The sequence below is a fragment of the Lentzea albidocapillata subsp. violacea genome, assembly GCF_900100275.1.
Classification (GTDB): Bacteria; Actinomycetota; Actinomycetes; order Mycobacteriales; family Pseudonocardiaceae; genus Lentzea; species Lentzea violacea.
Genome location: NZ_FNET01000001.1, coordinates 322008 through 346213, shown reverse-complemented (window position 1 = coordinate 346213; position 24206 = coordinate 322008). Strand labels below are relative to the sequence as shown.

Annotated in this window: 21 protein-coding genes; 14 read left to right on the top strand and 7 right to left on the bottom strand. The window is 69.0% G+C overall.

Annotated elements, in window-relative coordinates:
- Positions 1-10: 10 nt before the first annotated feature.
- Both BLR21_RS01365 and BLR21_RS01360 read left to right on the top strand, forming a co-directional pair.
- Positions 11-1975 carry a DUF2264 domain-containing protein gene (locus tag BLR21_RS01365; protein WP_338061027.1) on the top strand — a complete coding sequence of 655 codons (1965 nt, stop codon included), beginning with the start codon at positions 11-13 and terminating at the stop codon, positions 1973-1975.
- A 124-nt stretch (positions 1976-2099) separates the two neighbouring features.
- Positions 2100-3113: a LacI family DNA-binding transcriptional regulator gene (locus tag BLR21_RS01360; protein ID WP_256334370.1), complete on the top strand. Its 1014-nt coding sequence runs from the start codon at positions 2100-2102 to the stop codon at positions 3111-3113.
- Between the two features lie 20 nt (positions 3114-3133).
- On the opposite strand, the gene BLR21_RS01355 is transcribed toward BLR21_RS01360, so the two are convergent.
- From BLR21_RS01355 to BLR21_RS44345, 5 genes are all read right to left on the bottom strand, one after another.
- Complete coding sequence (locus BLR21_RS01355) at positions 3134-4444, bottom strand: cellulase family glycosylhydrolase (RefSeq protein WP_256334369.1); 1311 nt, start codon at positions 4442-4444, stop codon at positions 3134-3136.
- Positions 4445-4671: 227 nt separating this feature from the next.
- A complete protein-coding gene (locus BLR21_RS01350; protein WP_090003786.1) occupies positions 4672-5739 on the bottom strand; it encodes a glycoside hydrolase family 43 protein in 1068 nt (355 codons plus the stop codon).
- A 70-nt stretch (positions 5740-5809) separates the two neighbouring features.
- Positions 5810-7450 (bottom strand): extracellular solute-binding protein, encoded by a 1641-nt coding sequence (locus tag BLR21_RS01345; RefSeq protein WP_090003785.1) that lies wholly within the window; start codon positions 7448-7450, stop codon positions 5810-5812.
- A 30-nt stretch (positions 7451-7480) separates the two neighbouring features.
- Complete coding sequence (locus BLR21_RS01340) at positions 7481-8359, bottom strand: carbohydrate ABC transporter permease (RefSeq protein WP_090003784.1); 879 nt, start codon at positions 8357-8359, stop codon at positions 7481-7483.
- Positions 8356-9327 carry an ABC transporter permease gene (locus BLR21_RS44345; RefSeq protein WP_218130707.1) on the bottom strand — a complete coding sequence of 324 codons (972 nt, stop codon included), beginning with the start codon at positions 9325-9327 and terminating at the stop codon, positions 8356-8358. The genes BLR21_RS01340 and BLR21_RS44345 overlap by 4 nt, the downstream gene beginning before the upstream one ends.
- 168 nt (positions 9328-9495) lie before the next feature.
- Between BLR21_RS44345 and BLR21_RS01330 the strand changes: the two genes are divergently transcribed.
- The 9 genes from BLR21_RS01330 to BLR21_RS01290 all read left to right on the top strand — a co-directional run bounded on the left by BLR21_RS01330 (position 9496) and on the right by BLR21_RS01290 (position 19995).
- Positions 9496-10503: a hydroxyacid dehydrogenase gene (locus BLR21_RS01330; RefSeq protein ID WP_218130706.1), complete on the top strand. Its 1008-nt coding sequence runs from the start codon at positions 9496-9498 to the stop codon at positions 10501-10503.
- 192 nt (positions 10504-10695) lie between these two features.
- Entirely contained in the window at positions 10696-11730 is a 1035-nt protein-coding gene (locus BLR21_RS01325; RefSeq protein WP_090003782.1) for a LacI family DNA-binding transcriptional regulator, read from the top strand.
- 222 nt (positions 11731-11952) lie between these two features.
- Complete coding sequence (locus BLR21_RS01320; protein WP_090003781.1) at positions 11953-13263, top strand: poly(ethylene terephthalate) hydrolase family protein; 1311 nt, start codon at positions 11953-11955, stop codon at positions 13261-13263.
- A gap of 28 nt (positions 13264-13291) precedes the next feature.
- Positions 13292-14317, top strand: a complete 1026-nt coding sequence (locus BLR21_RS01315; RefSeq protein WP_090003780.1) for a glycosyl hydrolase 53 family protein — start codon at positions 13292-13294, stop codon at positions 14315-14317.
- 11 nt (positions 14318-14328) lie between these two features.
- A complete protein-coding gene (locus BLR21_RS01310; protein WP_090003779.1) occupies positions 14329-15369 on the top strand; it encodes a rhamnogalacturonan acetylesterase in 1041 nt (346 codons plus the stop codon).
- 148 nt (positions 15370-15517) lie between these two features.
- Positions 15518-16402, top strand: a complete 885-nt coding sequence (locus BLR21_RS01305) for an alpha/beta hydrolase family protein (protein WP_090004430.1) — start codon at positions 15518-15520, stop codon at positions 16400-16402.
- Between the two features lie 89 nt (positions 16403-16491).
- Positions 16492-18003 carry an RICIN domain-containing protein gene (locus tag BLR21_RS01300; RefSeq protein WP_090003778.1) on the top strand — a complete coding sequence of 504 codons (1512 nt, stop codon included), beginning with the start codon at positions 16492-16494 and terminating at the stop codon, positions 18001-18003.
- Positions 18004-18139: 136 nt separating this feature from the next.
- Positions 18140-18397, top strand: a complete 258-nt coding sequence (locus BLR21_RS01295; RefSeq protein ID WP_218130705.1) for a hypothetical protein — start codon at positions 18140-18142, stop codon at positions 18395-18397.
- Positions 18394-19995: a PucR family transcriptional regulator gene (locus BLR21_RS01290; protein WP_090003777.1), complete on the top strand. Its 1602-nt coding sequence runs from the start codon at positions 18394-18396 to the stop codon at positions 19993-19995. Before BLR21_RS01295 ends, BLR21_RS01290 begins: the two co-directional genes overlap by 4 nt.
- Here the strand turns inward: BLR21_RS01290 and BLR21_RS01285 are convergent.
- Positions 19983-20564: a TetR/AcrR family transcriptional regulator gene (locus tag BLR21_RS01285; protein ID WP_090003776.1), complete on the bottom strand. Its 582-nt coding sequence runs from the start codon at positions 20562-20564 to the stop codon at positions 19983-19985. The genes BLR21_RS01290 and BLR21_RS01285 overlap by 13 nt on opposite strands.
- Before the next feature lie 102 nt (positions 20565-20666).
- On the opposite strand from BLR21_RS01285, the gene BLR21_RS01280 reads away from it, so the two are divergent.
- From BLR21_RS01280 to BLR21_RS01270, 3 genes are read left to right on the top strand one after another with little or no spacing between them, the layout of a single operon-like run.
- A complete protein-coding gene (locus BLR21_RS01280; protein WP_090004429.1) occupies positions 20667-22190 on the top strand; it encodes an MDR family MFS transporter in 1524 nt (507 codons plus the stop codon).
- A gap of 15 nt (positions 22191-22205) precedes the next feature.
- On the top strand, positions 22206-22691 hold the full coding sequence (locus BLR21_RS01275; RefSeq protein WP_090003775.1) for a universal stress protein: 486 nt from the start codon (positions 22206-22208) through the stop codon (positions 22689-22691).
- 32 nt (positions 22692-22723) lie between these two features.
- Positions 22724-23179 (top strand): hypothetical protein, encoded by a 456-nt coding sequence (locus tag BLR21_RS01270; protein ID WP_090003774.1) that lies wholly within the window; start codon positions 22724-22726, stop codon positions 23177-23179.
- Here the strand turns inward: BLR21_RS01270 and BLR21_RS01265 are convergent.
- Complete coding sequence (locus tag BLR21_RS01265) at positions 23176-24177, bottom strand: LacI family DNA-binding transcriptional regulator (protein ID WP_218130704.1); 1002 nt, start codon at positions 24175-24177, stop codon at positions 23176-23178. The genes BLR21_RS01270 and BLR21_RS01265 overlap by 4 nt on opposite strands.
- Between the last annotated feature and the right edge of the window lie 29 nt (positions 24178-24206).

Genomic DNA, 24206 nt, shown 5'->3' with positions numbered 1-24206 from the left:
TCGACCCTAGATTCGATCCATCGATACAAACGGTTTAACTCATATTCGACTTCCTTCGACAGATGGACTGCTGTCGCCCTACACGGGGTGGACCAGGGCGCACTGGGAGGCAGTGGCCGATCATCTTCTGGACGGCGTAGCGCCCTACGCCACGCCGGGCGGCGCCCAGTACCGGCTGCCGGGCCGACCGGGACGCGCGGGCCTGCACAGTGACGGTTTGGAGGGCTACGCAAGGACTTTCCTGCTCGCGGCCTTCCGCATCGCCGGTGCCGATGGTGACGTGCCCGCAGAGCTCATCGAGCGGTATGCCGAAGGCCTCGCCCATGGCACCGACCCCGGCCACCAGTACGCCTGGCCGGCACCTGCCGACTGCTCGCAACAGCTCGTGGAAGCGGCCTCGATCGCGCTGGCACTGCACGAGACCCGTCGATGGCTGTTCGACCGGTTCGACTCCTCGGTGCAGGACCGAATCGTGGCCTGGCTCGCCGCCGCGGCGGGCAAACGGACGTGGCAGAGCAACTGGGTGCTGTTCCCCGTGATGGTCCAGCAGTTCCTCGCAGGCGTCGGCGGACCGCACGACCCTGCCGGAATCTCCGACGGGCTCGACCGGATCGAACAGTGGTACGCCGGCGACGGCTGGTACACCGACGGGGCCGGGCGGAGCTTCGACTACTACGCCGGGTGGGCTCTGCACCTGTACCCGCTGCTGTGGGCCCGGATGTCGGGCGACCGGCGGCGCGGCGAGGTGTACCGGGAGCGGCTGCGCCTCTTCCTGGAGCAGTACCAGCACATGTTCGCCGGTGACGGCGCGCCGGTGTATCAGGGGCGGTCGCTGTGTTACCGGTTCGCCTGCGTCGCACCGCTGTGGCTGGGCGAGCTGACGGACGCGACCCCACTGCCCGCCGGCCGCTCCCGGCGGATCGCCAGCGGCGTGCTGCGGCACTTCGTCGAGCGCGGTGTACCGGACGAGCGCGGCCTGCTCAGCCTCGGCTGGCACGGCCGTTTCCTGCCGAGCACGCAGCACTACTCCGGTCCGGCGTCGCCGTACTGGGCGAGCAAGGCGTTTCTCGGACTGCTGCTGCCCGCGGACCATCCGGCGTGGACAGTGCCGGAGAGCGCCGCGCCGATCGACGACGGCGACCAGGTCGTCGCGATGCCCGGTCCCGGCTGGCTGCTGCACGCCACCCGTCACGACGGGGTGGTGCGCGTGGTCAACCACGGCAGCGACCGGGCGCGTCACCTGTCCGCGGACGGGATCGACGACCCGCACTACACCCGGTTCGGGTACTCGTCGCATGCAGCTCCCCAAGTCGGTGAAGATGCTCGTGTGCGGGCGGTGGACGGTCATCTCGCGGTGATCGGGCCAGACGGCGTCGTCTCCCGCCGGCGGCGCATCGAGGCGATCGCGGTCCACGACCGGTTCGCCGCGTCGGCCTACGAGGACGGCCCCGTGCGGGTCGAGACGGCGTCGATCGTGCGCGGACCGTGGGAACTGCGCGTCCACCGCGTGACCGCCCCACCTGGCCATGTCGTCCGGGACGGCGGCTACGCACTGGCCGGTTCCCGCCCACCGTCGGTGGGCACCGGTGACCGATGGGGCCAAGTCGGTGTGCCGGACGGCCTGACGAGCGTCGTGGTCGCTCTGCACGGTTTCTGTGCGGCTGCGACCACCGAAGCCATGGACGCCAACGCGTTCGGCGTGTGTTCCGCCACGCCGTACCTGGTAGCGCCTGATCATCCTGGCGGAAGCGCCGTCTACGTCTCGCTGATCGTGCTCACCGGCGATCGGGTCGATCCCGCCGCGCTGCGAGAGTCGGTCACCGCGTCCGTCGCCGGTGACCGAGCCACGATGCGACTGCCGGACGGGGAGCGGATCGAGGTGGTGCTCGGTGCCCAGGTCACCTACGCGCGCTATCCCGTGGACGGCGCGCCCGTACGGTGGCCTGCGGACGACGCCGCCGGCACCGGGGTATAACTGATTCGGTAACCGCTTTCTGAAACAATGTTCCCGGTTACGGAGTCACGGGAAGGGCCGGTGGACGATGACGCGACGGGCGAGCGAACCAGTGAACGGCCGGCGGCGGTCCACGATCCGCGAGGTGGCGGAACGGGCCGGCGTGTCCGTCGCCACCGTCTCGCGCATCCTGAGCGGCGACTACCCGGCCTCCCCCGCCACCCGCAAGCGCGTCATGCGCGCCGTCGAGGAACTCGACTACGTCGCCAACGCCCACGCCCGCGCGCTCGCGGGCACGTCCGCCAAGAGCATCGCCATCGTCCTCAACTCGGTGATCTCGCCGCACTACGCGCATGTCGCGCAGGGTGTGGAGGCCCAGGCCGCCGTCGAAGGCCGGCTGTGCCTGATCGGCACGACCGGCGGCGACGCCGAGCGTGAGCTCGCCATGGTGAAGTTCATGCGGGAGCAGCACGCCGAGGCGGTCATCCTGGTCGGCAACGTGGTGGCCGACGAGAAGTACCACAAGCGCATGGGCCAGTACGCGCACGCCCTGACCGCGATCGGTTCCCGGCTGGTGCTGTGCGGCCGCCCGCCGCTCGGCCCCGATGTGCCCGCGGTCGTCGTGGAGTACGACAACGCCGGTGGCGCGTTCGCGGCGACCAGCCACCTGCTGTCCGCCGGACACGAGCGGATCCTGTGCCTCGGCCGGCGTCCCGGCTACACCACGCAGGACGGCCGGGTGGCCGGGTATCGCAAGGCGCTGGCCGCGCACCGCGTGCCGCACGACCCCGCGCTCGAGGTCGAGGGCACGACGATGGAGTGGCACGAGGGCTATCGGATGATGAAGGAGCGGCTGGCCACCGGTCCTCGCGACTTCACCGCGGTCTTCGCCCTCAACGACCTCATCGCCAGCGGTGCCTGCCGGGCACTGACCGAGCACGGGCTCCGGGTACCCGACGACGTGTCGATGGTGGGATTCGACGATCTGCAGCCCTCGCTCGACCTCAACCTGACCACCGTGCACCTGCCACATGAGGAGATCGGGCGCACCGCCGTGCGCCTCGCACTGGAGCACGAGGCACGCGGCGGCACACCTCCGCACGTCGTTCTCGGGACACACCTGGTGATCCGCGACTCGGTCCGTCCCCGCGTGTCCTGACGCCCTCCAAGCAGGGGAGGTCAGGCAGCGGCAGCTCCGACGTCGAGGGAGTCGACGTTGGGTAGTCCGGCTGCCGTGGTCGGGGCGATCCGGATGGTGTTGCTGCCGCCGTTGAGCGACACCGGCACGGACTTGGTCGACCAGGCCGACCATGAGCTCGTCGACTCGAACGACACGGTAGCCACTGTGGTCCCGTTGACGATCACGTTCGCCGGCCGCGTAGCCGAGCCGTTGGCGAACCGGACGCTTACCGTCGCCGTACCCGCCGCCGCCGGGGTCACCGTGAACTGCGCTGCCGCCCCGACGGCGTTGCTGCCGTTGCAGAACCCGCTGCCCGAATAGCCCGCGTGATTCGTATCGATCGTGCCGTCACACACCGCGGGAGCGGACTCCGCCTCGTAACGCTGCCCCGGCTGCGGGCCGTCAGCGCCCCAGCCGTGCCTGAGCCGGTCAGCGCCGGTGGAGCTGCGGATGCTCACGCTCAGGTTGGTGCCGCTGCCGTGGAGCGCGAACATGGAGTACCAGTCGTAGTTCTGTCCGGCGGTGATCTTGCCACCGAGCGCGGGCCAGTAGACCGCGCCCATCCTGAGTGCCCGCAGGGAGTCGGTGTCCGCGCGGAGGTACCGGACGAAGTTGTTGGAGCTGTTGGCATTGTTGTAGTTCAGGCCGGTGTCCATCGGAGCGCCGAACTCGGTCAGGACCGAGCGCGAGGCGCAGTTGCCCAGTCGCTGCCGGAAACTCTGGACCCAGCCGTTGTAGTCCATCTCGCCGTAGAAGAAGGCGTAGTGGTGATAGGACAGGAGCGTCCCGTCGAGACGTGTGTCGGCACAGACCGGCCTGACGTCCTGGCTGTAACCGGTGCCACCTACCAGGATCCGGCCCTTCGGGATCGACGCGCGAGCGTTGATCCACGAGACGGCGAGGTTGATCCACTGGGAGGCGCTGTAGCCGTGGGGTTCGTTCATCGGCTCGAAGTAGACCAGGCTGTTGGAGCCGTACTGGGCGGTGACGGTGTTCCACATCGAGTTGAAGGCGTTCATGTTGGTGATCCGGCCGCCGGACGCGGCTCCGTCCTCCCAGTAGGCGAGGATGACCTTGAAGCCTTGGGCGGTCGCGGCGTCGATCGTGCCACGGTAGGCGTTCCACCACGACGTACCGACGGTGTGGGTGTTGACCGGCAACCGGACGGTGTTGACGCCGAGCTGGTTCTTGAACCCGTTGTAGACGGCGTCCGCCTTGGCCCGGACGGTCGAGTAGCTGTCCGACTGGTTCAGCCCGTCGAGGACGAGCGGACCTGTGACGAAGTTGTCGCCACGCACAGCCCAGTTCACGCCTCGGAACTGGGATGTGTCCGCGCTGGCCGGTGATGCGCCGGTCAGTGCGACCACCGGCAGCAGAGCCAACGTGCTGAGAACGCTGACCAGAGTGCGGCGCAGGGAACGGGTGTGAGGTGCTGACCGGCTGCGGGTACGTGTCGGTGACATCTGATTGACCAATCGGGTGCAGGGATGGGTGTGGGCAGGAGCTTTGTCGTGCGTTGCCGGCGGATGTTGCGGACTCAGCCGCCGGTCTCGCCTGAGGGACCGGCGAGGACCTTGGAGGTGGGGACCGGGACGCCGAGGTTCGGGGTGCCGTCGGCGTTCCAGGAGATCTTCTGCACGCGCGTGGTCCGGGTCGTGCCGCAGCCCTGGGACGCCGAGGAGTTGGCGTGGTAGGCGATCCAGATCTCGGTGCCGTCGGGTGAGGTGAAGAACGAGTGGTGGCCGGGGCCGTAGACGCCGTTGGCGTTGCTGCGCTGGAAGATCGGGGTGGGGAACTTGGTCCAGGACGACGCCGCGAGCGGGTTGCCGCCGCGGTACTCCAGCATGCCCAGCTTGTAGTCCGGTGTGCCGCAGTAGCTGGCGGAGTAGGTGAGGAACGTGCGGCCGTTGCGCTGCAGGGCGAACGATCCCTCGTTGACCGGCTGGCCCTGTCGCTCCCACGCGAGCGTCGGCGCCGAGATGCGGGTGCCGTAGGCCGATACGGAGGTCGGGCTGCTCATCGGTGCGATGTAGATCGACTGGAGCTTGTCGGCGTGGAAGGCCGAGTAGTGGAAGTACAGGGTACCGTTGAGCTTGAGCACCGCGCCGTCGATCGCCCAGCCGTTGTTCGGCATCAGGTTGAGCACGCCCCGGTAGGTGTAGGGGCCCATCGGGTCGTTCGCGGCACTCTCCAGCACGTGCGTGCGGCGCGATCCGTATCCAGGCCGCGGTGCCACCGAGTAGTAGATGTACCAGCGGTTGTTGATCTGCTCCAGGTGGGGAGCCCACATCGTGCAGCAGCCCGTGTTCTGGGTCGCGGTGAAGACCCGCCGCTCCGGAGCGCTGCGCAGGCCGGCGATGGTGGACGACCGGCGCATCAGGATGTTGGACGTCCACGTGGTGGCGACGTAGTAGTACTGGCCGTTGTACTGCACCAAAGTCGGGTCGGCGCTGTTGGGCGCGGGGACGACGGGATTGGTGAACGAAGGGCCGGGCGCGGCGTCCGCGCGGTCCTGGCCCGCCGCGATCATGGACAGGGCGACGATGAGCGCGGCGACGAGCGACAGGACTCGCCGGCCCGCACCGCGCCGGTGCACGAGCATCATGGGCACTCCTGGTGACGGGAACGGGTGGGGCGTTCCGGCACAGCCGACAACAACCCAGAGGGCTCAGGCGTTACTTGGCGGCGGCGTGTTCCTTGGCCAGTTCCTCGGCCACCTTGTCGCCGCCGGCCTGCCGCCACTGGGTGACCGCGTCCTTCCAGGCGGACACCGGCTTGCGGCCGAACACGATGGCCCCGATCGCGTCGCCGACGGTCCGGGTCAGCTCGGCGCCCTTGCTGGTGCGGGTCGCGGACCGCAGCCCCGCCTCCGGATCGGCCGCGCTCCCCGGCAGCACCGCCTTCTCCCACTCGTGGACGGCTTTGGCCGCCTCCGGGTAGCCAGGCAGGTGCAGCACGGCCGGCGCGACCCCGAGGTACTTGATCGGCAGGTTGACGTTGTTCTCCACCTTGAACAAGTCGGTCGTCTTGATTCCGCCGGAGTCCTTGGTGAAGTGCGTGCCCTCCACGCCGTAGTTGACCAGCTCGTACTCGGAGGTGCCGAACGGGGCGCTGAGGTAGTTGGAGACGCGCAGCAGCAGCTTGATCCGGTCCGCGCCGGCCTTCTTGAACGTGACGTAGCCGAAGATGCCGGTGCCCTGCCAGGGGGTCGCGTTCGGCCCGTACGGGCGGGCGAGGTCGAACGCGAACCGGCGGTTGATGCCGTCCATCGTCTCCCTCGCCACCGCGCCGAAACCGTCGGTGATCGACAGGATGGAACCGTTGTACCAGAAGGTCTTCAGATCGGTCGCGCTGAGCGTGAGGCTGTCCGGCTGGTAGGCGCCCTTCTCGGCGAGCCGGCGCATCACGCCGAGCGCCTCCTCGAACTGGGGCGTGGTGAGGGTGCTGACGAACTGGCCGTCGCGCAGTTCCCAGGCGTTCGGCGCACCGAGCGAACCGGCGTGGTAGGCGATCGAGCCGAAGCCGCCGAAAAGGCTCTTGGAGCCGCCGATCCCCCACCGCCCGCCGCCCGACTGCCCGGTCATCGCGGCGACGAACTCCTCTGTGCGCCACTCCCGCGCTACACCGGCCTGCTGGAACGCCGTGCGGTTGACGTACAGGCTGTTGCCCGGTTTCGGACGCTCCAGCGGCACGCCGTAGATCCGGCCGCCGACGCGGCCCATGCCCTGCCAGGCGTACGTGGGGATGTTGGCCAGACTGGGATAGTCCTTGACCGCGTCCCCGCCGACGAGGTCGGACAGGTCGGCGCACCGGCTCTGGACGAACTCGTGGGAGCGGGGCAGCTGGAGGTTGCTGAACATGATGATGTCGGGCAGGTCGTCGCCGGAGGCCATCAGCGTGGCCATCTTCTGGCCGTACTCGGCGTCCGGGACGACCACGACCTTCAGGTTGACGTTCAGCGCCTTGTTGATCGCCTGCCAGAACTGGTTGCTCTCCAACGGTTTGGGCGGAGCGCCGTAGGTGACGACCACCGCGGTCACGTCCGAACCGTCGCCCGGTGCTTCCGGCACCGACCGGACAAGATTCTGCGGGTAGTTCAGGTACAGCGGTTGCACGCCCGACTTGTCGCCAGGCGCATCGGGTGTCGGACCCGCGAACGGCACGTATGTGGGCCACGGCACCACATTCTTGCCGGCATTGCCGACGTTGCCGGTGGATCCGCTGCCGCAGCCGGCGAGCGCGGGTCCGGCCACGGTGGCGAGCGCACCGGCACCGGCCAGCTTCAGCAACGACCGTCGGCGGAGGTGAGAAGACATGCGTGGCTCCTTCCTCTCGTGAAGGGTGGATCAGGCCTTGACAGCGCCGGTGAGCACGCCTTTGACGAAATAGCGTTGGAGCAGCGGGTAGATGCACACGATGGGCGCGACGGCCAGGACCACCACCGCCATCTGGGTCGACTGCGGAGCGGAGGTGACCGTCGAGTCACCGCTGAGGTCGGCTCCCCCGGTGACGTACTGACGCAGCACCGTGCCGATCGGCCACTTCGTCTGGTCGTTGAAGTAGATGATGGCCTCGAAGAAGCGGTTCCAGTAGGCGACCGCGTAGAACAGGCTGACGACCGCCAGCACCGCCTTGGACAGCGGCAGCACGATCCGCCACAGCATGGTCAGTTCGCCGGCGCCGTCGATGCGGGCGGCCTCCAGCAGTTCGGCCGGGATGGACTGGAAGAAGCCCCGCAGCACGATCAGGTTGAACACGTTGATCAGGAACGGCAGGACCAGCGCGGCGTAGGAGTCGAACAGGCCGGTGGTCCGCACCACCAGGAACAGCGGGATCATCCCCGGCGGGAACAGGAACGTGAACAGGATCAGCAACAACATCGGCCGGCCGCCGTAGACGTGGGGCCGCGACAGCGCGTACGCGAGGCCCACCGTGCAGACCAGGCTGAGCGCCGTGCCGATCACCGTGACGCCGCCACTGACCAGCAGCGCCCGCGTCACGACTCCGCCGTCGAGTATCTCCGTGTACGCGCCGAGCGTGAACCGCTCCGGCCACACCACCCAGCCACCGTTGGCGATCACGTCCTGCGGTGAGGCGAGGCTCGTCGCCACGACGGTCCACAACGGGAACAACACGAGCAGCACGATGACGATGAGCGCCACCGCCTTCGCGAGCCGCAGCCCCGGCCCTGGTTTGCCCTGCCACGCCGGATATGTCGCCCTCAACGCCGGTACACCCCCTGTTCGCCGAGCCGATGCGCGACCCTGTTCGCCGTGTACACCAGCGCGACACCGATGAGCCCCTTGAACAGCCCGGCGGCGGCCGCGTAGCCGAACTCGCCGTTGGCGAAGCCGGTGAAGTACACGAAGGTGTCCAGCACCTCGCCCGCCTCCGGCCCGACCGCCTGCCGTTGCAGGAAGAACTGCTCGAAGCCGACCTCGAGGAACTCGCCCAGCCGGAGTATCAGCAGGAGCACGATCACCGGGCGGATGCCCGGCAGCGTCACGTGCCAGAGCCTGCGCCACCAGCCCGCGCCGTCCAGTGCCGCCGCCTCGTACTGCTGATCGTCCACTTGGGACAGCGCGGCCAGGAAGATGATCGTGGCCCAGCCGCATTCCTTCCAGATCAGCTGCGCGACCACCAGCGGCTTGTACGCGTCCGGGTTGCCGATGACGTGAATCGCCCCGAGACCGAACTCGCCCATCCAGCCGTTGACCACTCCGGCACCCCCGAGCATGTGCTGGAACAGCGCCACAACGATCACCCACGACAGGAAATGCGGCAGGTAGACCACGCTCTGCACGAACCGTTTGACGGTCGTGCCGACCAGGCTGTGCAGCAGCAGCGCCAAGGCAAGCGGAGCCGGGAAGAAGAACACCAGCTGGAGGCCGGCGATCACGACCGTGTTCGCGACCGCGTTCCAGAACCGCGGATCGCCGAGCATCTGCTCGAAGTTGACCAGTCCGGCCCACGCGCTGTCCGCGAGACCCAGGAACGGCACGTAGTCGACGAAGGCCAGCACGTTCCCGAACAGCGCGCCGTAGTGGAAGACCAGGAAGTAGAGGACGCCTGGCGCCATCACGGCCAGCAGCACCCGGTCCCGGCGGATCCGCCTGCGGTGTCCCCGTTCCTGGGCGTGTGACGTCTGCCGGCGCACTTCGCGGGATGGCCGCCTGGTCTCGACCGCACTCACCTCGGTGCCCCCCGTCGTGACGATCGCCCTCGACCGAAACCCAGCGACCCCGAAGATAAAACGCTTACATCCTCAGGTCAACCATGGATGCCGTACCCTTTGACAACTAGGGCCCGTGCCATGGTAAAACGTTTTAACTCAGCCATGCCTCACGGAGGGGATCGATCCGTGCCGGAACGTCCCGTAGCGGTGCTCGCCATGCAGCCCTGGGCGCTGCCGGACCTGTTCCCCGCGGACCTGCTGGAACAGCTGCGAACCCTGGTGCGACTGGAACCGGGTCCAGCCCTCACGTCCTTCGGAACGGAGGAAGCCGTGTCCGTGCTGCGCGAGGCGGACGTGCTGGTGACCGGCTGGGGCTGCCCGCGCATCGACAGCGCCGTGCTCGCCACCGCGCCGCGGCTGCGCGCCGTGATCCACTCGGCCGGTTCCGTCAAAGGACATGTCGACCCCGCGGTCTTCGCGCACGGCGTCACGGTCTCGTCGGCCGCACAGGCGAACGCCGTGCCGGTAGCCGAATACACGGTGTCCGCCATCGTCTTCGCGGCGAAACGAGTGTTCGCCCGAGCCAACTGGTACGCACACGACCGCACGGCAGGTGATTGGCGTTCCGGTGCCGGCACCGGGCTTTTCGACCGCACGATCGGGATCATCGGCGCCTCCCGGACAGGTCGGCTCGTCCTGGATCGGCTGCGTCCGCACAACGTCCGGCTGCTCCTCGCCGATCCCTTCGTCACCGCCCAGGAAGCCCGCGCACTCGGCGCGGAACTGGTCGGCACGGACGAGCTGTGCCGCCGCAGCGAACTGGTCTCCGTGCATGCGCCGGCACTGCCGGAGACCCACCACCTGCTCGACGCCCGGCGGCTCGCCCTGCTCCAGGACGGCGCGACGCTCATCAACACCGCGCGCGGATCCCTGGTGGACACCGTCGCCCTCACCCGCCACTGCGCGACCGGGCGCATCGACGCCGTGCTCGACGTGACCGATCCCAGCCCGCTGCCGCCCGATCACCCGCTCCTGCGGCTGCCGAACGTGCTCGTCACCCCGCACCTGGCCGGTTCACAGGGACGCGAGCTGCGGCGCCTGGGCGAGTTCACCGTGGCCGAGCTCGCGCGCTTCGTCGGAGGCGAACCGCTGCACGGCACCATCTGTTCCAGCGACCTGCACCGGATCGCCTGACTGACCACGTTCGGAAGAAGACACGGACTCCGCCCGCAGGCACGTGCAGGCTGCCCATACCGTCATCGCACTGGCGCATTGCTGTCCATCATTCCCCTGATCGCGTTGTTCCTCGGGTTAGCGCTACTGGCGCGTCGACCTGCTGACAGGGGCCGTAAAGTCGTGACCACCGGTCACGGCGGATGAGGATAGATGACGGACACCGCGCCACAACGGCGAATGAAGCGGCCGCCGACGATTCTCGACGTCGCCGCGCACGCCGGCGTCTCGCGTGGCACCGTCTCCCGCGTTCTGCAGGGCGGGCACAACGTCAGTCCGGCCTCGCAGGAGGCGGTCCACGCCGCGATCCGCAAGCTGGGTTACGTGGTGAACCGGGCGGCCCGCAGTCTGGTGACCCAGCGCGCGGGTTCGGTGGCGTTCCTCCTGTCAGAGCCACAGGAGCGGTTCTTCGAGGACCCCAACTTCACCACTCTGCTGCGCGGCTGCACCACCGCTCTGGCCGAGCACGACCTGCCGCTCATCCTGATCACCGCGGGCACCGAGGCCGAACGCCGCCGCATCGCCCCGTTCCTGTCGGCGCACCACGTCGACGGCGTGCTGCTGGTCTCCTCGCACCGCGGCAACCCGATGATCGGCCACCTCCGGCAGGCCAACCTGCCGTTCGTGTGTTGCGGCAAGCCGCTCGGTGAGCGTGACGCGGTGTCCTACGTGGCGGCCAACGACCGTGAGGGCGCCAGGGCCATGGTGCGCTACCTGCTCGAGTCCGGCCGCAAGCGCGTCGCGACCATCGCCGGCCCTCGGGACACGCCCGGAGGACTGGAACGGCTCGACGGCTACCGCGAAATGCTCGCCGAGCACGGCATCGCCCACGACCAGCGGCTGGTGGCGGTCGGCGACTACAGCCGGGCCAGCGGTGAGGCCTGCATGGAGCAACTGCTGACCAGTGCACCGGACATCGACGCGGTCTTCGTGGCGTCGGACCTGATGGCCGACGGCGCGTTGACGGCGATCGAGCGGGCGGGCCTGCGCGTGCCCGATGACATCGCCGTCGGCGGCTTCGACGACTCACCGGCCGCAACCGCTGCCCGTCCCCCGCTGACCACCATCCGGCAGCCGTGGAATCGCATCAGCGAGATGATGGTGCGCCAGCTGCTCGCCCAGATCGACGGCGAAGGGCCGGCCACGGTGATCCTGCCGACCGAGCTCGTCGTCCGCGAATCCGCCTGATTCAACCGGTGTGGTCGAATGCGCCGTCGAATTTCGTCGAGACTGTGCACGTTCACAGGATTCCATTGCGACGGCCTTGAAATGATCACATACATACGGTTCTATCAGAGCTAATCGTGCATTCCAGGGAGACCGTGCACGTTCACAGCTCGTGGTACTGATCCCACATCGGCCCCGTTCCGACTTCTCTTCACCGCCCTGTCGAAGAAGAGGTACTTCAGCATGTCCCAGATCCAGCTGTCCTCACCGGAGCCACCCGTCCAGCGAGGAAGTGGCCACGTCAGCGGGCCGCTGCGAGGAGCAGCGATCGCGTGCGCGGCCGTTCTCGGCCTCCTCGCGTCCACTGTGGACCCGGGATCGGCGTCCGCCACCGACAATCCTCACCAGCGCGGGCCGAATCCCAGCCAGGCGAGCATCTCGGCGAACCGCGGCACCTTCGCCACCGCGGAGACGAGCGTGGGCAGTGGGAACGGCTTCGGTGCAGCGAAGATCTACTATCCGACCGACACCGGCCAGGGCACGTTCGGCGCCATCGCGGTCTCGCCCGGCTACACCGCCACCTGGGCCGCCGAAGGCGCCTGGATGGGACACTGGCTGGCCTCGTTCGGTTTCGTGGTCATCGGCATCGACACCATCAACCGCAACGACTTCGACGTCGCACGGGGTACCCAGCTGCTGGCGGCGCTGGACTACCTGACCCAGCGCAGCTCGGTGCGCACCAGGGTCGATCCCAGCCGCCTCGCGGTGATGGGCCACTCGATGGGCGGTGGCGGAACCATCTCGGCTGCCCTGCGCCGGCCGACGCTGAAGGCAGCCATCGGCCTGGCCCCGTACAGCCCTTCGCAGACCACGACGGGCATGCAGGTCCCCACCGTGCTGCTGGCAGGGCAGAACGACGGGACGAGCACCCCGGCGAGCATCATCACCCTCCACAACAACATCCCGGCCTCGACCGAGAAGGCGTACCTCGAGCTCACCGGCGCCGGGCACGGCTTCCCGACCTCGAACAACTCCGTGGTGACGCGGAAGGTCATCCCCTGGATGAAGATCTTCATCGACCAGGACACGCGCTACACGCAGTTCCTGTGCCCGCTGCAGGACTGGACCGGTATCAGGTCGTACCGCAACAGCTGTCCGCTCCTGCCGAACGACCCCGGCACCACCTTCAGCCTGGCGGGCTCCGCCTCCGGCAAGTGCGTCGACGTGCCGGGCCGGGTCCAGACCAACGGCACCGGGCTGATCATCTGGACCTGCAACGGCGCGGCCAACCAGCACTGGACCCGGACGGCAGCGGGCGAGCTGCGGATCTACGGCAACTCGAAGTGCATGGACGCTTCCGGGCAGGGCGCTCGGGTGACGATCAACTCGTGCAACGGCGGCTCCGGTCAGAAGTGGACGGTCGGCACCAACGGCACGGTGACGAACGCGGCGTCCGCAGGGTGCCTCGACACCGGCGGCACCGCCGACAACGCGCCGGTCATCGTCACCACCTGCAACGGCGGCTCCGGTCAGATCTGGATCAAACGATCATGAGAAGCCATTGCCAGGAAAGGACTTGGCCATGACCGACACTTCTGGCGTGTCCCGCCGCAGTGTGTTGATCGGCGCGGCCGCCGGTGCCGGGACGCTCGCGCTGGGCGCCGGTCCGGTTCCCGCGGCGTCGGCTGCGACGTTCGTCAAGGGCGCGGACATCAGCTGGATGCCGCAGATGGAAGCCAACGGCTACTACTGGCTCAACAAGTCCGGTGTGCGGCAGGACCTGTTCACCATCCTCGAGAGCTACGGCATCACCGCGATCAGCCTGCGCACCTGGGTGAACCCGTCCAACAGCCCGGCCAACGGGCATTGCGGCATCCAGGAAACCGTCAAGATGGCCCAGCGTTGCCGTGATGCGGGCATGCAGGTGCTGCTCGGCTTCCATTTCGGCGACACCTGGAACTCCGTCGGCGTGCAGAAGCCGCCCAAAGCCTGGGCGAACATGAGCTATCCGCAGATGCGGGACGCATTGCGCAGGTACGTCGACGACTCGTTGAGGCTGCTCAAGGCCGGCGGTGTGACGCCGGCCTGGGTGAAGATCGGCAACGAGCAGAACAGCGGCATCTGTTCCCCCGTCGGCAGCGTCAGCAATCCGTCACAGATGGCCGGTCTGCTCAACGGCGCCTACGACGTGTCCAAACAGGTCTTCCCGACGACGCCGGTCATGGTGCACCTGGCCCAGCCGCAGAAGATGGACAGCATCCAGCGGTTCTTCAACGCATACCGTGGCAACGGCGGCAAGTGGGACGTCACCGCACTGTCCTCCTACGCCCAGGGCAGCAACGTGGCGCCCGTTCTCGGCAGCATGCGGACCATCCAGTCCACCTACGGCAAGCCGGTCATGCACGTCGAATACGGAGGACCGGTCGGCAGGGCCAACCAGGTCCGCGACGGACTGCGGCAGTTCATCACCGGCACCAAGGGGTTCGGCGGGCTCGGCACGTTCTTCTGGGAACCAGCCGGCTACTCGCCGTTCACCGGCTACGACATGACCGCCTGGACCAGCAACCGCCGTCCCACCGCTGCCATGGACGGCTTCCTCAACGTGTGACTGGAGAGTCGATGTCCCTCAAGCGTCTCGCGCTCCTCACGGCCGCGCTGAACGTGGCCGTGCTGGCCCCTGTCCCCGCCGTGGCGGGAACCACGGCGGTACCGCCGCAGTGTTCCGGCACCGCGCCGATCAAGTGCAGTTTCACCGTCGCGCCGGGCAACTACGACGTCACCGTGGAACTGGGCAGCACCACCAAGGCCGCCAACACCTCCATGTCGGTGGAGGCACGCAGGCAGGTCCTGAACGCCGTCTCCACCACCGCCGGCCAAGTCGTCCGCACCAAGGCCACGGTCAACGTCCGCAACCCCGAAGGCCAGCCCACCGGCCAGGGCGGCACCGGCACCCCGGGCCTGCAGATCACGTTCAGCGGCAGCGCACCCGCGATCGGCTCGCTGACCGTCACCCCGGCTCAGGCTCCCCTCGCGGTCTACCTCGCCGGTGACTCGACAACCTGCGACCAGTTCTACGTGCCCTACGCCGGCTGGGGCCAGTTCCTGCCGGCGAGGGTTCGCGAAGGTGCCGTGATCGCGAACTACGGCGACTCCGGGGAGAGCTCCGGCAGCTTCCTGTCCAACCGCGCGCTGTTCCCGACGATGAAGCCGCTGATCAAGAGCAAGGACCTGGTGTTCATCCAGTTCGGTCACAACGACAAGCAGACCACCGCGACGGCCTTCCGCGCCAACCTCACCCGGCTGGTCAACGGTGTGCGCGAGCGCGGCGGCGTTCCGGTGCTGGTGACACCACCGGTGCGCAGGCAGTTCAGCGGCAGCAAGCTCACCGGGACCGCGTTGCACATCAACGGCAAGGGCGTGGACCTGCCTGCCGTGATGCGGGCGCTCGGCCGCAGCGCCAACGTGCCGGTCATCGACCTGACCGCCAAGAGCAAGGCCCTCGTCGAGTCGATGGGGCCGTCGGCATCCCAGGCGCTGTACCTCACCAGGGAAACCGGCGACAACACCCACTTCTCCGAGCGCGGCGGCGCGGAGATGGCGAATCTCGTCGTGCAGGGCGTCCGGGAGCTGAACCTGCCGCTGACCGGCTACCTGCGCTGAACGCGAGGAGGCACAACCGAACATCCACGTCCGCTGAACCCGGCGGTCAGGCGAGTCGGCGGCACCGACCCGGCTCGCCCGACCGCGGCCAAGTCCCTCGCCGCCACCTCCGCACACCTCACCACCCCTGCAAGGAGTCATCGTGTCGATGCAACGACGTTCTTTCCTGAGGCTGAGCTCGGTCGCCGCCGCGACCGTGGGTAGCGCGACCCTGCTCGGTACCGGCCTGGCCGGTGCCGCCCCCGCCTGGTCTCTGGGGACCGCGCCCACCACGCCGTTCGCCGTCGGTGTGCGCCGGTACAGCTGGACGCGCGGCAGCCGCCGTATCACCACCTACGTCTACTACCCGGCCACCGGCACCGCCGGCGGCAACCCGGTGACGAACGCCCCTGCCGCCACCGGTGTCTTCCCCGTCTACAACTTCACCCACGGCTTCGGCAGCAGCCCGCAGAACTCCCTGTTCATCATCCGGGCACTGGCCTCGGCGGGCTTCGTCGTCCCCGCCCCGCACTTCAACCACAACTTCAACGACGTCAACAACGGCAACACCTCCAAGGACGTCTCGCAGGTCCTCACCAACACCCTCGCGCTCAACGCGAGCGGTCCGCTGGCCGGGCGCATCAACACCGGCATCGGCGTCGGCGTCTCCGGCCACTCCCTGGGCGGCATGGTCACCCACGGCCTGCTGACCCGCTGGGCAGACAGCCGGATCATCTCGGCCAACCCGCAGTCCTGTGTGGACATGGGCAACCCGGCCGCCTCGGTCTCGGCGAAGGTCCTGTTCGTGCACGGTGACCGGGACTCGACCACCGGGTACTCCTCGGCCCGGCAGGCATACACGGAGATGAGGTGGCCCAAGGCGTTCCTCACCTTCGTCGGCGGCAGCCACACCAGCTTCTGGAGCGACCAGCGCTTTCCCAAGACCGTCGTCGACTGGGCCCGCTGGACCATGTACGGCGACAACGCCGCACGGGACCGCCTCCCGGCCGACGCGGCCGGGCCCAGGACCAGGTGGGAAGCCCAGCTGGGCTGACACGCGGACACGAGACCTGCCGGGGCACCGCTCGGGTGGTGCCCCGGCGTGGCGCCGACAACCCATCGCAACCACATTGGACGGGCCCGATGACACAGTCTTTCCACGAGAACGCCTCACCGCGACGTCGGCACAGACTCCGCACCGCACTCGTCCTCGCCGGCGCGCTGATCGCGAGCGGCGTCGCGGGACTACCGGCACAGGCTGCGGTGATCGACCCGGCGGCCTACTACCAGATCGTGGCGCGGCACAGCGGTAAGGCCGTGGCCATCGCAGGACAGTCGGCCGCCGACGGTGCCGTCGTCGAGGAGCGAGCCCGCGCCGACGTGGCCGGCCAGCAGTTCCAGTTCGTCGACGCCGGCAGCGGCTACCACAAGCTCCGCGCCCGCCACAGCGGCAAGGTGGTGGACGTCGCCTCGGCGTCCACCGCGAACGGCGCGAACGTCGTCCAGTGGACCGACAACGGTGGCACCAACCAGCAGTTCCGGGTCACCGACACCGACAGCGGATACGTGAAGCTCATCAACCGCAACAGCGGCAAGGCACTCGACGTGCGGGATCAGTCCACTGCGGACGGAGCGAGGCTTTCCCAGTACACCGACACCGGTGCCGTCAACCAGCAGTGGCAGCTCGTCCGGGTCGGTACGGCACCGGCACCGAAGTACGCCGGCTACCTGTTCAGCTACTTCACCGGCGAGGGGTCCTCCACCGGTGAACAGGTCTACTTCGCGCTCAGCCAGGGAAACGACCCGACGCGATGGCGGCAGCTCAACAGCGGACGACCGGTGCTGACCTCGGCCATCGGAACCCGCGGCGTGCGCGACCCGTTCATCATCCGCTCACCGCGGGGCGACAAGTTCTACCAGATCGCCACCGACCTGCGAATGTACGGCAACGGCAACTGGGACCAGGTACAGCGGACCGGCAGCAAGTCCCTTGTGGTCTGGGAGTCGACCGACCTGGTGAACTGGAGCGTGCCGCGACTGGCACGGGTCTCACCGGACACCGCCGGCAACACCTGGGCCCCTGAGGCGTACTACGACGAAACCCTCGGTCAGTTCGTCGTGTTCTGGGCCTCGAAGCTGTACTCCCCCAACGATCCGAACCACACCGGTAGCACCTACAACCGGATGATGTACGCAACAACGCCCGACTTCCGGACCTTCAGCGCCGCACAGGTCTGGGTCGACAAGGGATACTCGACGATCGACTCGACCCTCGCCAGGCACAACGGGACCTACTACCGCTTCACGAAGGACGAGCGGGGGGCGTCGCAGTCTCCGTGCGGCAAGTTCGTCCTGGCGGAGAAATCGGCGACGATCCTCAACCGCAACTACTCGTTCGTCACCGACTGCATCGGCAACAACGCGATCAGGCAGGGCGAGGGACCGCTGGTCTTCAAGTCGAACACCGAAGAGCGCTGGTACATGTTCATCGACGAGTACGGCGGCCGGGGCTACGTCCCGTTCACGGCCACCGACCTCAACACCCGGCAGTGGACGCCCCTCTCCGGCTACACCATGCCCGGCCGCCCGCGCCACGGCACCGTCCTGCCGGTCACCCAGGCCGAGTACGACCGGCTGCTGCGGCGCTGGGCCTGAGCCACCCTGTGGTGGGCCTCGCAAACGGGGAACAACGGCTGGGAGCTCTCCCTCGGAGGCGTGTACAACCCGAACGCCGACCGAGGCCGGGTTCGAGGGGCAGATCGGCTGGTTCCGCCGCAACCACCCGGTGCCGGTGCCCGAGGCCGACTCGCCGGCCGAGCTCAACGCGATGATCGACAAGTGGGACGCCGACGACGAGAGCCCGCGGATCGGCGGCCGGTCGCGCACCGTCGGTGAGCACTTCGCGATCGAGCGGCCGCTGCTCACACCGTTGCCGGACGAGCCGTTCGAGACCGGCCGCTGGTTGACCCCGTGGGTCGACCGCTACAGCCAGATCAGCGTGCGCACCAATCGCTATTCCTCTGTAGACGGTGGCAAGGTGGTGGCATGAGCTCGCGAACAGGCCTCACCCGCGTGCTGGACGACCTGGGCACCACGCTGATCGACCTCGTGCGTGGTGATCCGGGCCGTGCCACCGGCATCGGCGGCGTGGTGATCCACGACCCGGACGACGACCAGGTGCTGCCGCCGTCCGCGCTGGTGCTGGGTGTCGGCGTGCGCGAGCCCGCCCCGCTCCTGACCCAGCTGGGCCAGGAGGGGGCGGCCGCGCTGGTCGTGCGCGGCCCGATCGTCCTCACCGCGGCACTCTCCGAGGCCGTCGACGGCTCCGGCGTGGCGTTGCTCGGCCTGGCGCCGGGCGCGTCGTGGACCCAGCTCGCCGCGATGCTGCGGTCCCTGCTGGCCGAGGGCGAGGTCGACCCGTCCGAAACGCTCGGCGGCGTGCCGGCCGGGGACCTGTTCGCGCTGGCCAACGCGGTGGCGTCGCTGATCAGCGCCCCGGTGACGATCGAGGACCGCAGCTCGCGCGTGCTCGCGTTCTCGGGGCGCCAGGACGAGGCCGACTCGTCGCGCGTCGAGACGATCCTGGGCAGGAAGGTGCCCGCGCGCTACACGCAGATGCTGGAGGCGCGCGGGGTGTTCCAGCAGCTCTACCGCAGCGACCAGCCCGTCTACATCGAGGGTCTGCCCGCCGACGACGGCTCGCTGTGCCTGCCGCGCCTCGCCGTGGCGGTGCGCGCGGGCGACGAGTTCCTCGGCTCCATCTGGGCGGCGGTCCGCGCGCCGCTGTCCCCGGACAGTTCCACCACCTTCGGTGACGCGGCCAAGCTCGTGGCGTTGCACATGATGCGCCAGCGGGCGGGCGCCGACGTAGAACGGCGGCTGCGCGCGGACCTCGTCTCGACCGCGGTCGAGGGAGGCGCGGGCGCGGCGGAGGCGGTACGGCGGCTGGGCCTGGCCGACCAGGCGTGCGTGGTGCTGGCGCTGGCGCTCGCCCACTCGCACGGCGACGACCCGGCCGCACACGCCCGGTTGCTGGCCGAACGCCAGCAGGTCGCCGACGCGCTCGCCATGCATCTGACGGCCGTGCATCCCCGTGCCGCCGCCGCGTTGATCGGCGACGTCGCCTACGCGATCCTGCCCGCGGAGTCGGACGACCGGGCCCTGCGGATCGCCACCGACTTCCGCAACCGCATCGGCAACCCCGTGCTGGTGGGCGTCGGCGAGGTGTCCGACGGCCTGACGTTGTCGCGGTCGCGGGCCGGTGCCGACCTGGTGCTGCGGGTGTTACGGGCCGGGCGCGCGTCCCGGTCGGTGGCGCGGGTGTCCGATGTGCACAGTGAGGGGTTGCTGCTGGAGCTGTCGGACCTGATCGCCGAACGCGGTGACACACTGACCGGGCCCGTCGCGCGGTTGATCGCGTACGACCGCAAGCACAGCGCGTGCCTGGTGGAGACGCTCGGCGCGTGGCTCGACGCGTTCGGTGACGTCGCTGCCGCGTCCGCCGCCGTTTTCGTGCACCCCAACACCTTCCGCTACCGGCTGCGGCGGCTCTCGGAGGTCGGGGAGATCGATCTCGGCGATCCGGACGCGCGGTTCGCGGCGATGCTGCAGCTCCGGCTGTGGCGGCCGGGTGCTCAGGTGCCCTGAACCCGCACCCGCCCGAGCAGGCGGTCCACGAGGTCGGGCAGCTCCTGCGCCCCGGCGCCCTCCAGCCACAGCGCGATGCCGGTGCGGATCGTCGTGAGGAAGGTCGCCGCCATCAGCCGGGCCGCCTCCTCGTCCGGTTCGCGCAGCACGAGAACGGCGGCCAGGTCGCGTTCGAGCCCGACCTGGTCGCCGGCCTGACGGGCGAGCAGCGACGGGTGCCGGCGCAGCAGCCGGAGCTGGGCCATCCACTCCACGTCGGGCAGGGGCCGGACGCGGTAGAGCTCGGCCGTGGACGCGCGTAGCGCCTGCCAGGCGCCTTCCCCGGCCGGACGCGCCTCGACCATCGCGACCAGCGCCCTGAGCCGCTCGCGGTCGGCGTCCAGCACGGCGTCTTCCTTGCTGGTGAAGTAGTTGGAGAACGTCCTGCGCGAGACCCCGGCCGCGTCCGCGATGTCCTCGACCGTCACCCCGTCCAGCCCGTGCTCCATCGCGAGCCGCAGCGCCGCCCCGGCCAATGACCGCCTGGTCACCGCCTTGTTCTGCTCGCGCCGCGTGGTGAGCGTCTCCATGCCGTTCAGCGTAGCGGTGTAAGTTGCTCATTGCGCAAACTTGCACAACGCGCAAGAATTGCCGTGACGAAGGGGCGGGACGTGAAGATCGAGACAAGGGCGATGGGGCATCGGCAGGTGCTCGAGTCGCTGTCCGGACTGTTGCTCGCGCTGTTCGTGGCCATGGTCAGCTCCACGGTGGTCTCCACCGCGCTGCCGCGGATCATCGGCTCGCTGAACGGCACGCAGACGCAGTACACCTGGGTGGTCACGGCCACCCTCCTCACGGCGACCGCCACCACCCCGCTCTGGGGCAGACTGGCCGACCTGTTCAACAAGAAGACACTGGTCCAGGCCGCGATCGTGCTCTTCGTGATCGGCTCGCTGCTCGCCGGCCTCGCCCAGGACACCGGTCAGCTCATCGCCGCCCGCGCGTTCCAGGGCATCGGCGTCGGCGGCCTGCAGGCACTCGTGCAGGTCGTGATCGCCGCGATCATCCCGCCGCGCGAACGCGGCCGCTACAACGGTTACCTCGGCGCGGTCATGGCCGTCGCCACCGTCGGCGGCCCGCTGCTCGGCGGCCTCATCGTCGACGTGTCGTGGCTCGGCTGGCGCTGGTGCTTCTGGGTCGCCGTGCCGATCGCCGCGCTGGCGTTCGTCGTGCTGCAGGCGACGCTGAAGCTGGAGACAGTGCGCCGGGAGAACGTGCAGATCGACTACCTGGGCGCCACCCTGATCGCCGCCGGCGTGAGCGTGCTGCTGATCTGGGTCTCGTTCGTCGGCAACTCGTTCGACTGGATCTCGTGGCAGACCGGGGCCATGGCCGGCGGCGGCCTGGTGCTGCTGGGCGCGGCGATCGCCGTCGAACTCAGGGTCGAGCAACCCGTCGTACCACTGCACATCGTCGTCCAGCGCACCCCCGCCCTGGCCATCATCGCGAGCCTCTCGGTGGGCATGGCGATGTTCGGCGGCGCGGTGTTCCTCGGCCAGTACTTCCAGATCGGCCGCGGCTACAGCCCGACCGAGGCCGGCCTGCTGACCATCCCGCTGATGGCGGGCGTGCTGCTGTCGTCCACGATCTCCGGCCGCATGATCAGCCGGTCCGGCAGGATCAAGCCGTACATCGTCTCGGGCACGATCATCCTGGTGCTCGGCTTCCTCGGCCTCGGTTTCGTCGACCACGCCACCGCGCTGTGGATCATCGGCGTCGCGATGGCCGTCGTGGGCATCGGCGTCGGCATGACGATGCAGAACCTCGTGCTCGCCGTGCAGAACAGCGTGCCGCTGAGCGAACTGGGCGCCGCTTCGGCGTCCGTCACGTTCTTCCGCTCGCTGGGCGGCACGATCGGTGTGTCGGTGCTCGGCGCCGTCCTCGCCAACCGCGTGACGGCGGACCTCTCCGCCGCGCTGCACGTGCCGGCGGGCCAGTCGACCGGCAGCACCAGCGCGTTGAACCTCTCCGCCCTGCCGCCCGAGGTGCAGACGATCGTGCACACCGTCTACGGCGACGCGACGGCGCACATCTTCCTGATCTCCGCCGCCGTCGGCGTCGTCGGCATCATCGCGGCCCTGCTGCTCAAGCCGATCACGTTGCGCACGACGATCGATCTCGAGCAGAAGGAAGCAGACTCAGCGGCCGCACGATAACCGAGGAGTTTCACCATGAGCGCCGGCCTGAACAACGCCTTCGAGTCCACAGTGGACTGCTTCGGTCCCGCTCCCCGGCCGTCGTCGAGGACCATCATGGCCGGGATGGACGGCACCGACACGGCGATGCGCGCGGCAGCCGCCGCGTTCGGCCTGGCCCGCCGCCAGGGAGCCCGTCTGGTCGTCACGTTCGTGGCGTGCCACTCGTCCCTGGCCGCACTGAGCCCGGCCGTCGCGTCAGTGTTCGAGCACGAGGCGACAGCCCGGCTGCACGCCGAGCTGAGCGACCAGGTCCGGTCGTCCGCCGAGGAGCTCGACGTGCCGGTGACGTTCGTGAAGGCGTTCGGCGACCCGTACACGGTGCTGCGCGACTCGGCGGACCAGTGCCAGGCCGACATGGTGGTCGTCGGGGCGTCGCAGCAGGCGGGGCACCGGTTCGCCGGGTCGGTGGCGACGCGGCTGATCAGGTCGGGTCGCTGGCCGGTTCTCGTAGTGCCCTGACCTCCTACCCCGGACGAGCCTAAGATCAGCCGGTGACCGCGAACCCTGCCGAAGTGAGCCTGACGAGCCGCGGTTCGGCGACGGTGCAGCGCGTGCTCGCCGGATTGTCGATCGCCGGTGTGGTCGCGTGCATGATCGTGCTCGCCTTCTCCGGCCAACCGTGGTGGGCGATCCTGTTGTGGGAGCTCGGCCTGCTGTTCGTCGTGCTCCTCATGCTGGCGATCTGGGGTACGGCCGGCGACTCCGCGAAGGAGACCGCCGCGTTGGCGGCGGCCGGGACGCAGGTGCTCGGCGAGCTCACGGACAAGAGCCTGTACGACGCCGGCGACGACGTCTACTACGACCTCACGCTGTGGATTCCGTTGCCTCAGGGCGGGTTCTCGGTCACACACCGGTGCTCCCGCGCCGAGTGCTCCTCGCGTCGGCCCGGAGAGAAGATTCCCATGCTGGTCGACCCCGAGGTGCGCACCTGGGCCGTCTTTCACTAAACGGCGGCGGTGGAGTCCCTCACCACCAACGTCGTCGCCAGCTCGATGTGCAACGCCTCGGGCTGATGCCCGTCCAGCACGCGCATCAGCTGCGTGACGGCGATCCTCCCCATCTCCTGCAACGGTTGCCGCACCGTCGTGAGCCCCGGGCTGGTCGCCTCGGCCAGGTCGATGTCGTCGAACCCGGCCACCGACAGGTCTTCCGGTACGCGCAGCCCTCGTTCCCGCGCGGCCTGCAACGCGCCGACGGCGACCTTGTCGTTGAAGCAGACGATGGCGGTGGGGCGAGGTTCCAGGTCGAGCAACTCCGCCGCCGCGCGCTTGCCGTGCGCGGCAGTGGGTTCGACGTGCCGCAGGCGGTCCGGTGTCAGCAGAACGCCCGCCTTGGCCAGCGCCGCGCGGTGGCCCGCCAGGCGCGCGTCGCCCGCCAGCCACTCCTCCGGCCCGGCGATCACGGCGATGTCGCGGTGGCCGAGGCCGATCAGGTGGCCGGCGACGGCCCGCGCCCCGGACGAGTGCGCGGCCGAGATCGCGGCGATGTCCGGCGGTGGCGGGGTGCGGGGGTCGACCACGACGAACGGGAAGCCCGACTCGGACAGGGCGACCAGCTCGTCGCCCTCCTCCGGCGGCAGGATGAGGATCGCGGCGTCGACGCCGGCCTCGTGCGGCAACGCCTTGAGTGCGTCGCTGTGCTGGCCCGACTCCCCCGCGTCGAGCAGCAGGCGCAGGCCGTGCAGCTTCAGCGTCTCGGCTATCGAGGAGACGATCAGGCCGAAGTAGTCGGTGAGCACGTACGGGCATCGGACGTAGACGGTCCTGAGCCTTGCGGGCGTCTCCCGGCGCCGTTCTACGGCCTGGAGCACCAGGTCACGGGTTCGCGGGGCCACGCTGACGTGATCGTTCAGCACTCGGGACACGGTCGCGATCGACACGCCCGTCTCCGCCGCGATGTCACGGAGACTCGCGCGCTGTTTCACGTGTTCGATCTTGCGTTCCACCAGGTCAATGTACCGGAACTCCGCCAGAC

Excerpts from the sequence above, each read along its gene's own strand:
- BLR21_RS01350 (WP_090003786.1), bottom strand. The coding sequence starts at position 5,739 with ATGATGCTCGTGCACCGGCGCGGTGCGGGCCGGCGAGTCCTGTCGCTC.
- BLR21_RS01345 (WP_090003785.1), bottom strand. The coding sequence starts at position 7,450 with ATGTCTTCTCACCTCCGCCGACGGTCGTTGCTGAAGCTGGCCGGTGCC.
- BLR21_RS01325 (WP_090003782.1), top strand. The coding sequence starts at position 10,696 with ATGACGGACACCGCGCCACAACGGCGAATGAAGCGGCCGCCGACGATT.
- BLR21_RS01320 (WP_090003781.1), top strand. The coding sequence starts at position 11,953 with ATGTCCCAGATCCAGCTGTCCTCACCGGAGCCACCCGTCCAGCGAGGA.
- BLR21_RS01315 (WP_090003780.1), top strand. The coding sequence starts at position 13,292 with ATGACCGACACTTCTGGCGTGTCCCGCCGCAGTGTGTTGATCGGCGCG.
- BLR21_RS01310 (WP_090003779.1), top strand. The coding sequence starts at position 14,329 with ATGTCCCTCAAGCGTCTCGCGCTCCTCACGGCCGCGCTGAACGTGGCC.
- BLR21_RS01305 (WP_090004430.1), top strand. The coding sequence starts at position 15,518 with ATGCAACGACGTTCTTTCCTGAGGCTGAGCTCGGTCGCCGCCGCGACC.
- BLR21_RS01300 (WP_090003778.1), top strand. The coding sequence starts at position 16,492 with ATGACACAGTCTTTCCACGAGAACGCCTCACCGCGACGTCGGCACAGA.
- BLR21_RS01290 (WP_090003777.1), top strand. The coding sequence starts at position 18,394 with ATGAGCTCGCGAACAGGCCTCACCCGCGTGCTGGACGACCTGGGCACC.
- BLR21_RS01285 (WP_090003776.1), bottom strand. The coding sequence starts at position 20,564 with ATGGAGACGCTCACCACGCGGCGCGAGCAGAACAAGGCGGTGACCAGG.
- BLR21_RS01280 (WP_090004429.1), top strand. The coding sequence starts at position 20,667 with ATGGGGCATCGGCAGGTGCTCGAGTCGCTGTCCGGACTGTTGCTCGCG.
- BLR21_RS01275 (WP_090003775.1), top strand. The coding sequence starts at position 22,206 with ATGAGCGCCGGCCTGAACAACGCCTTCGAGTCCACAGTGGACTGCTTC.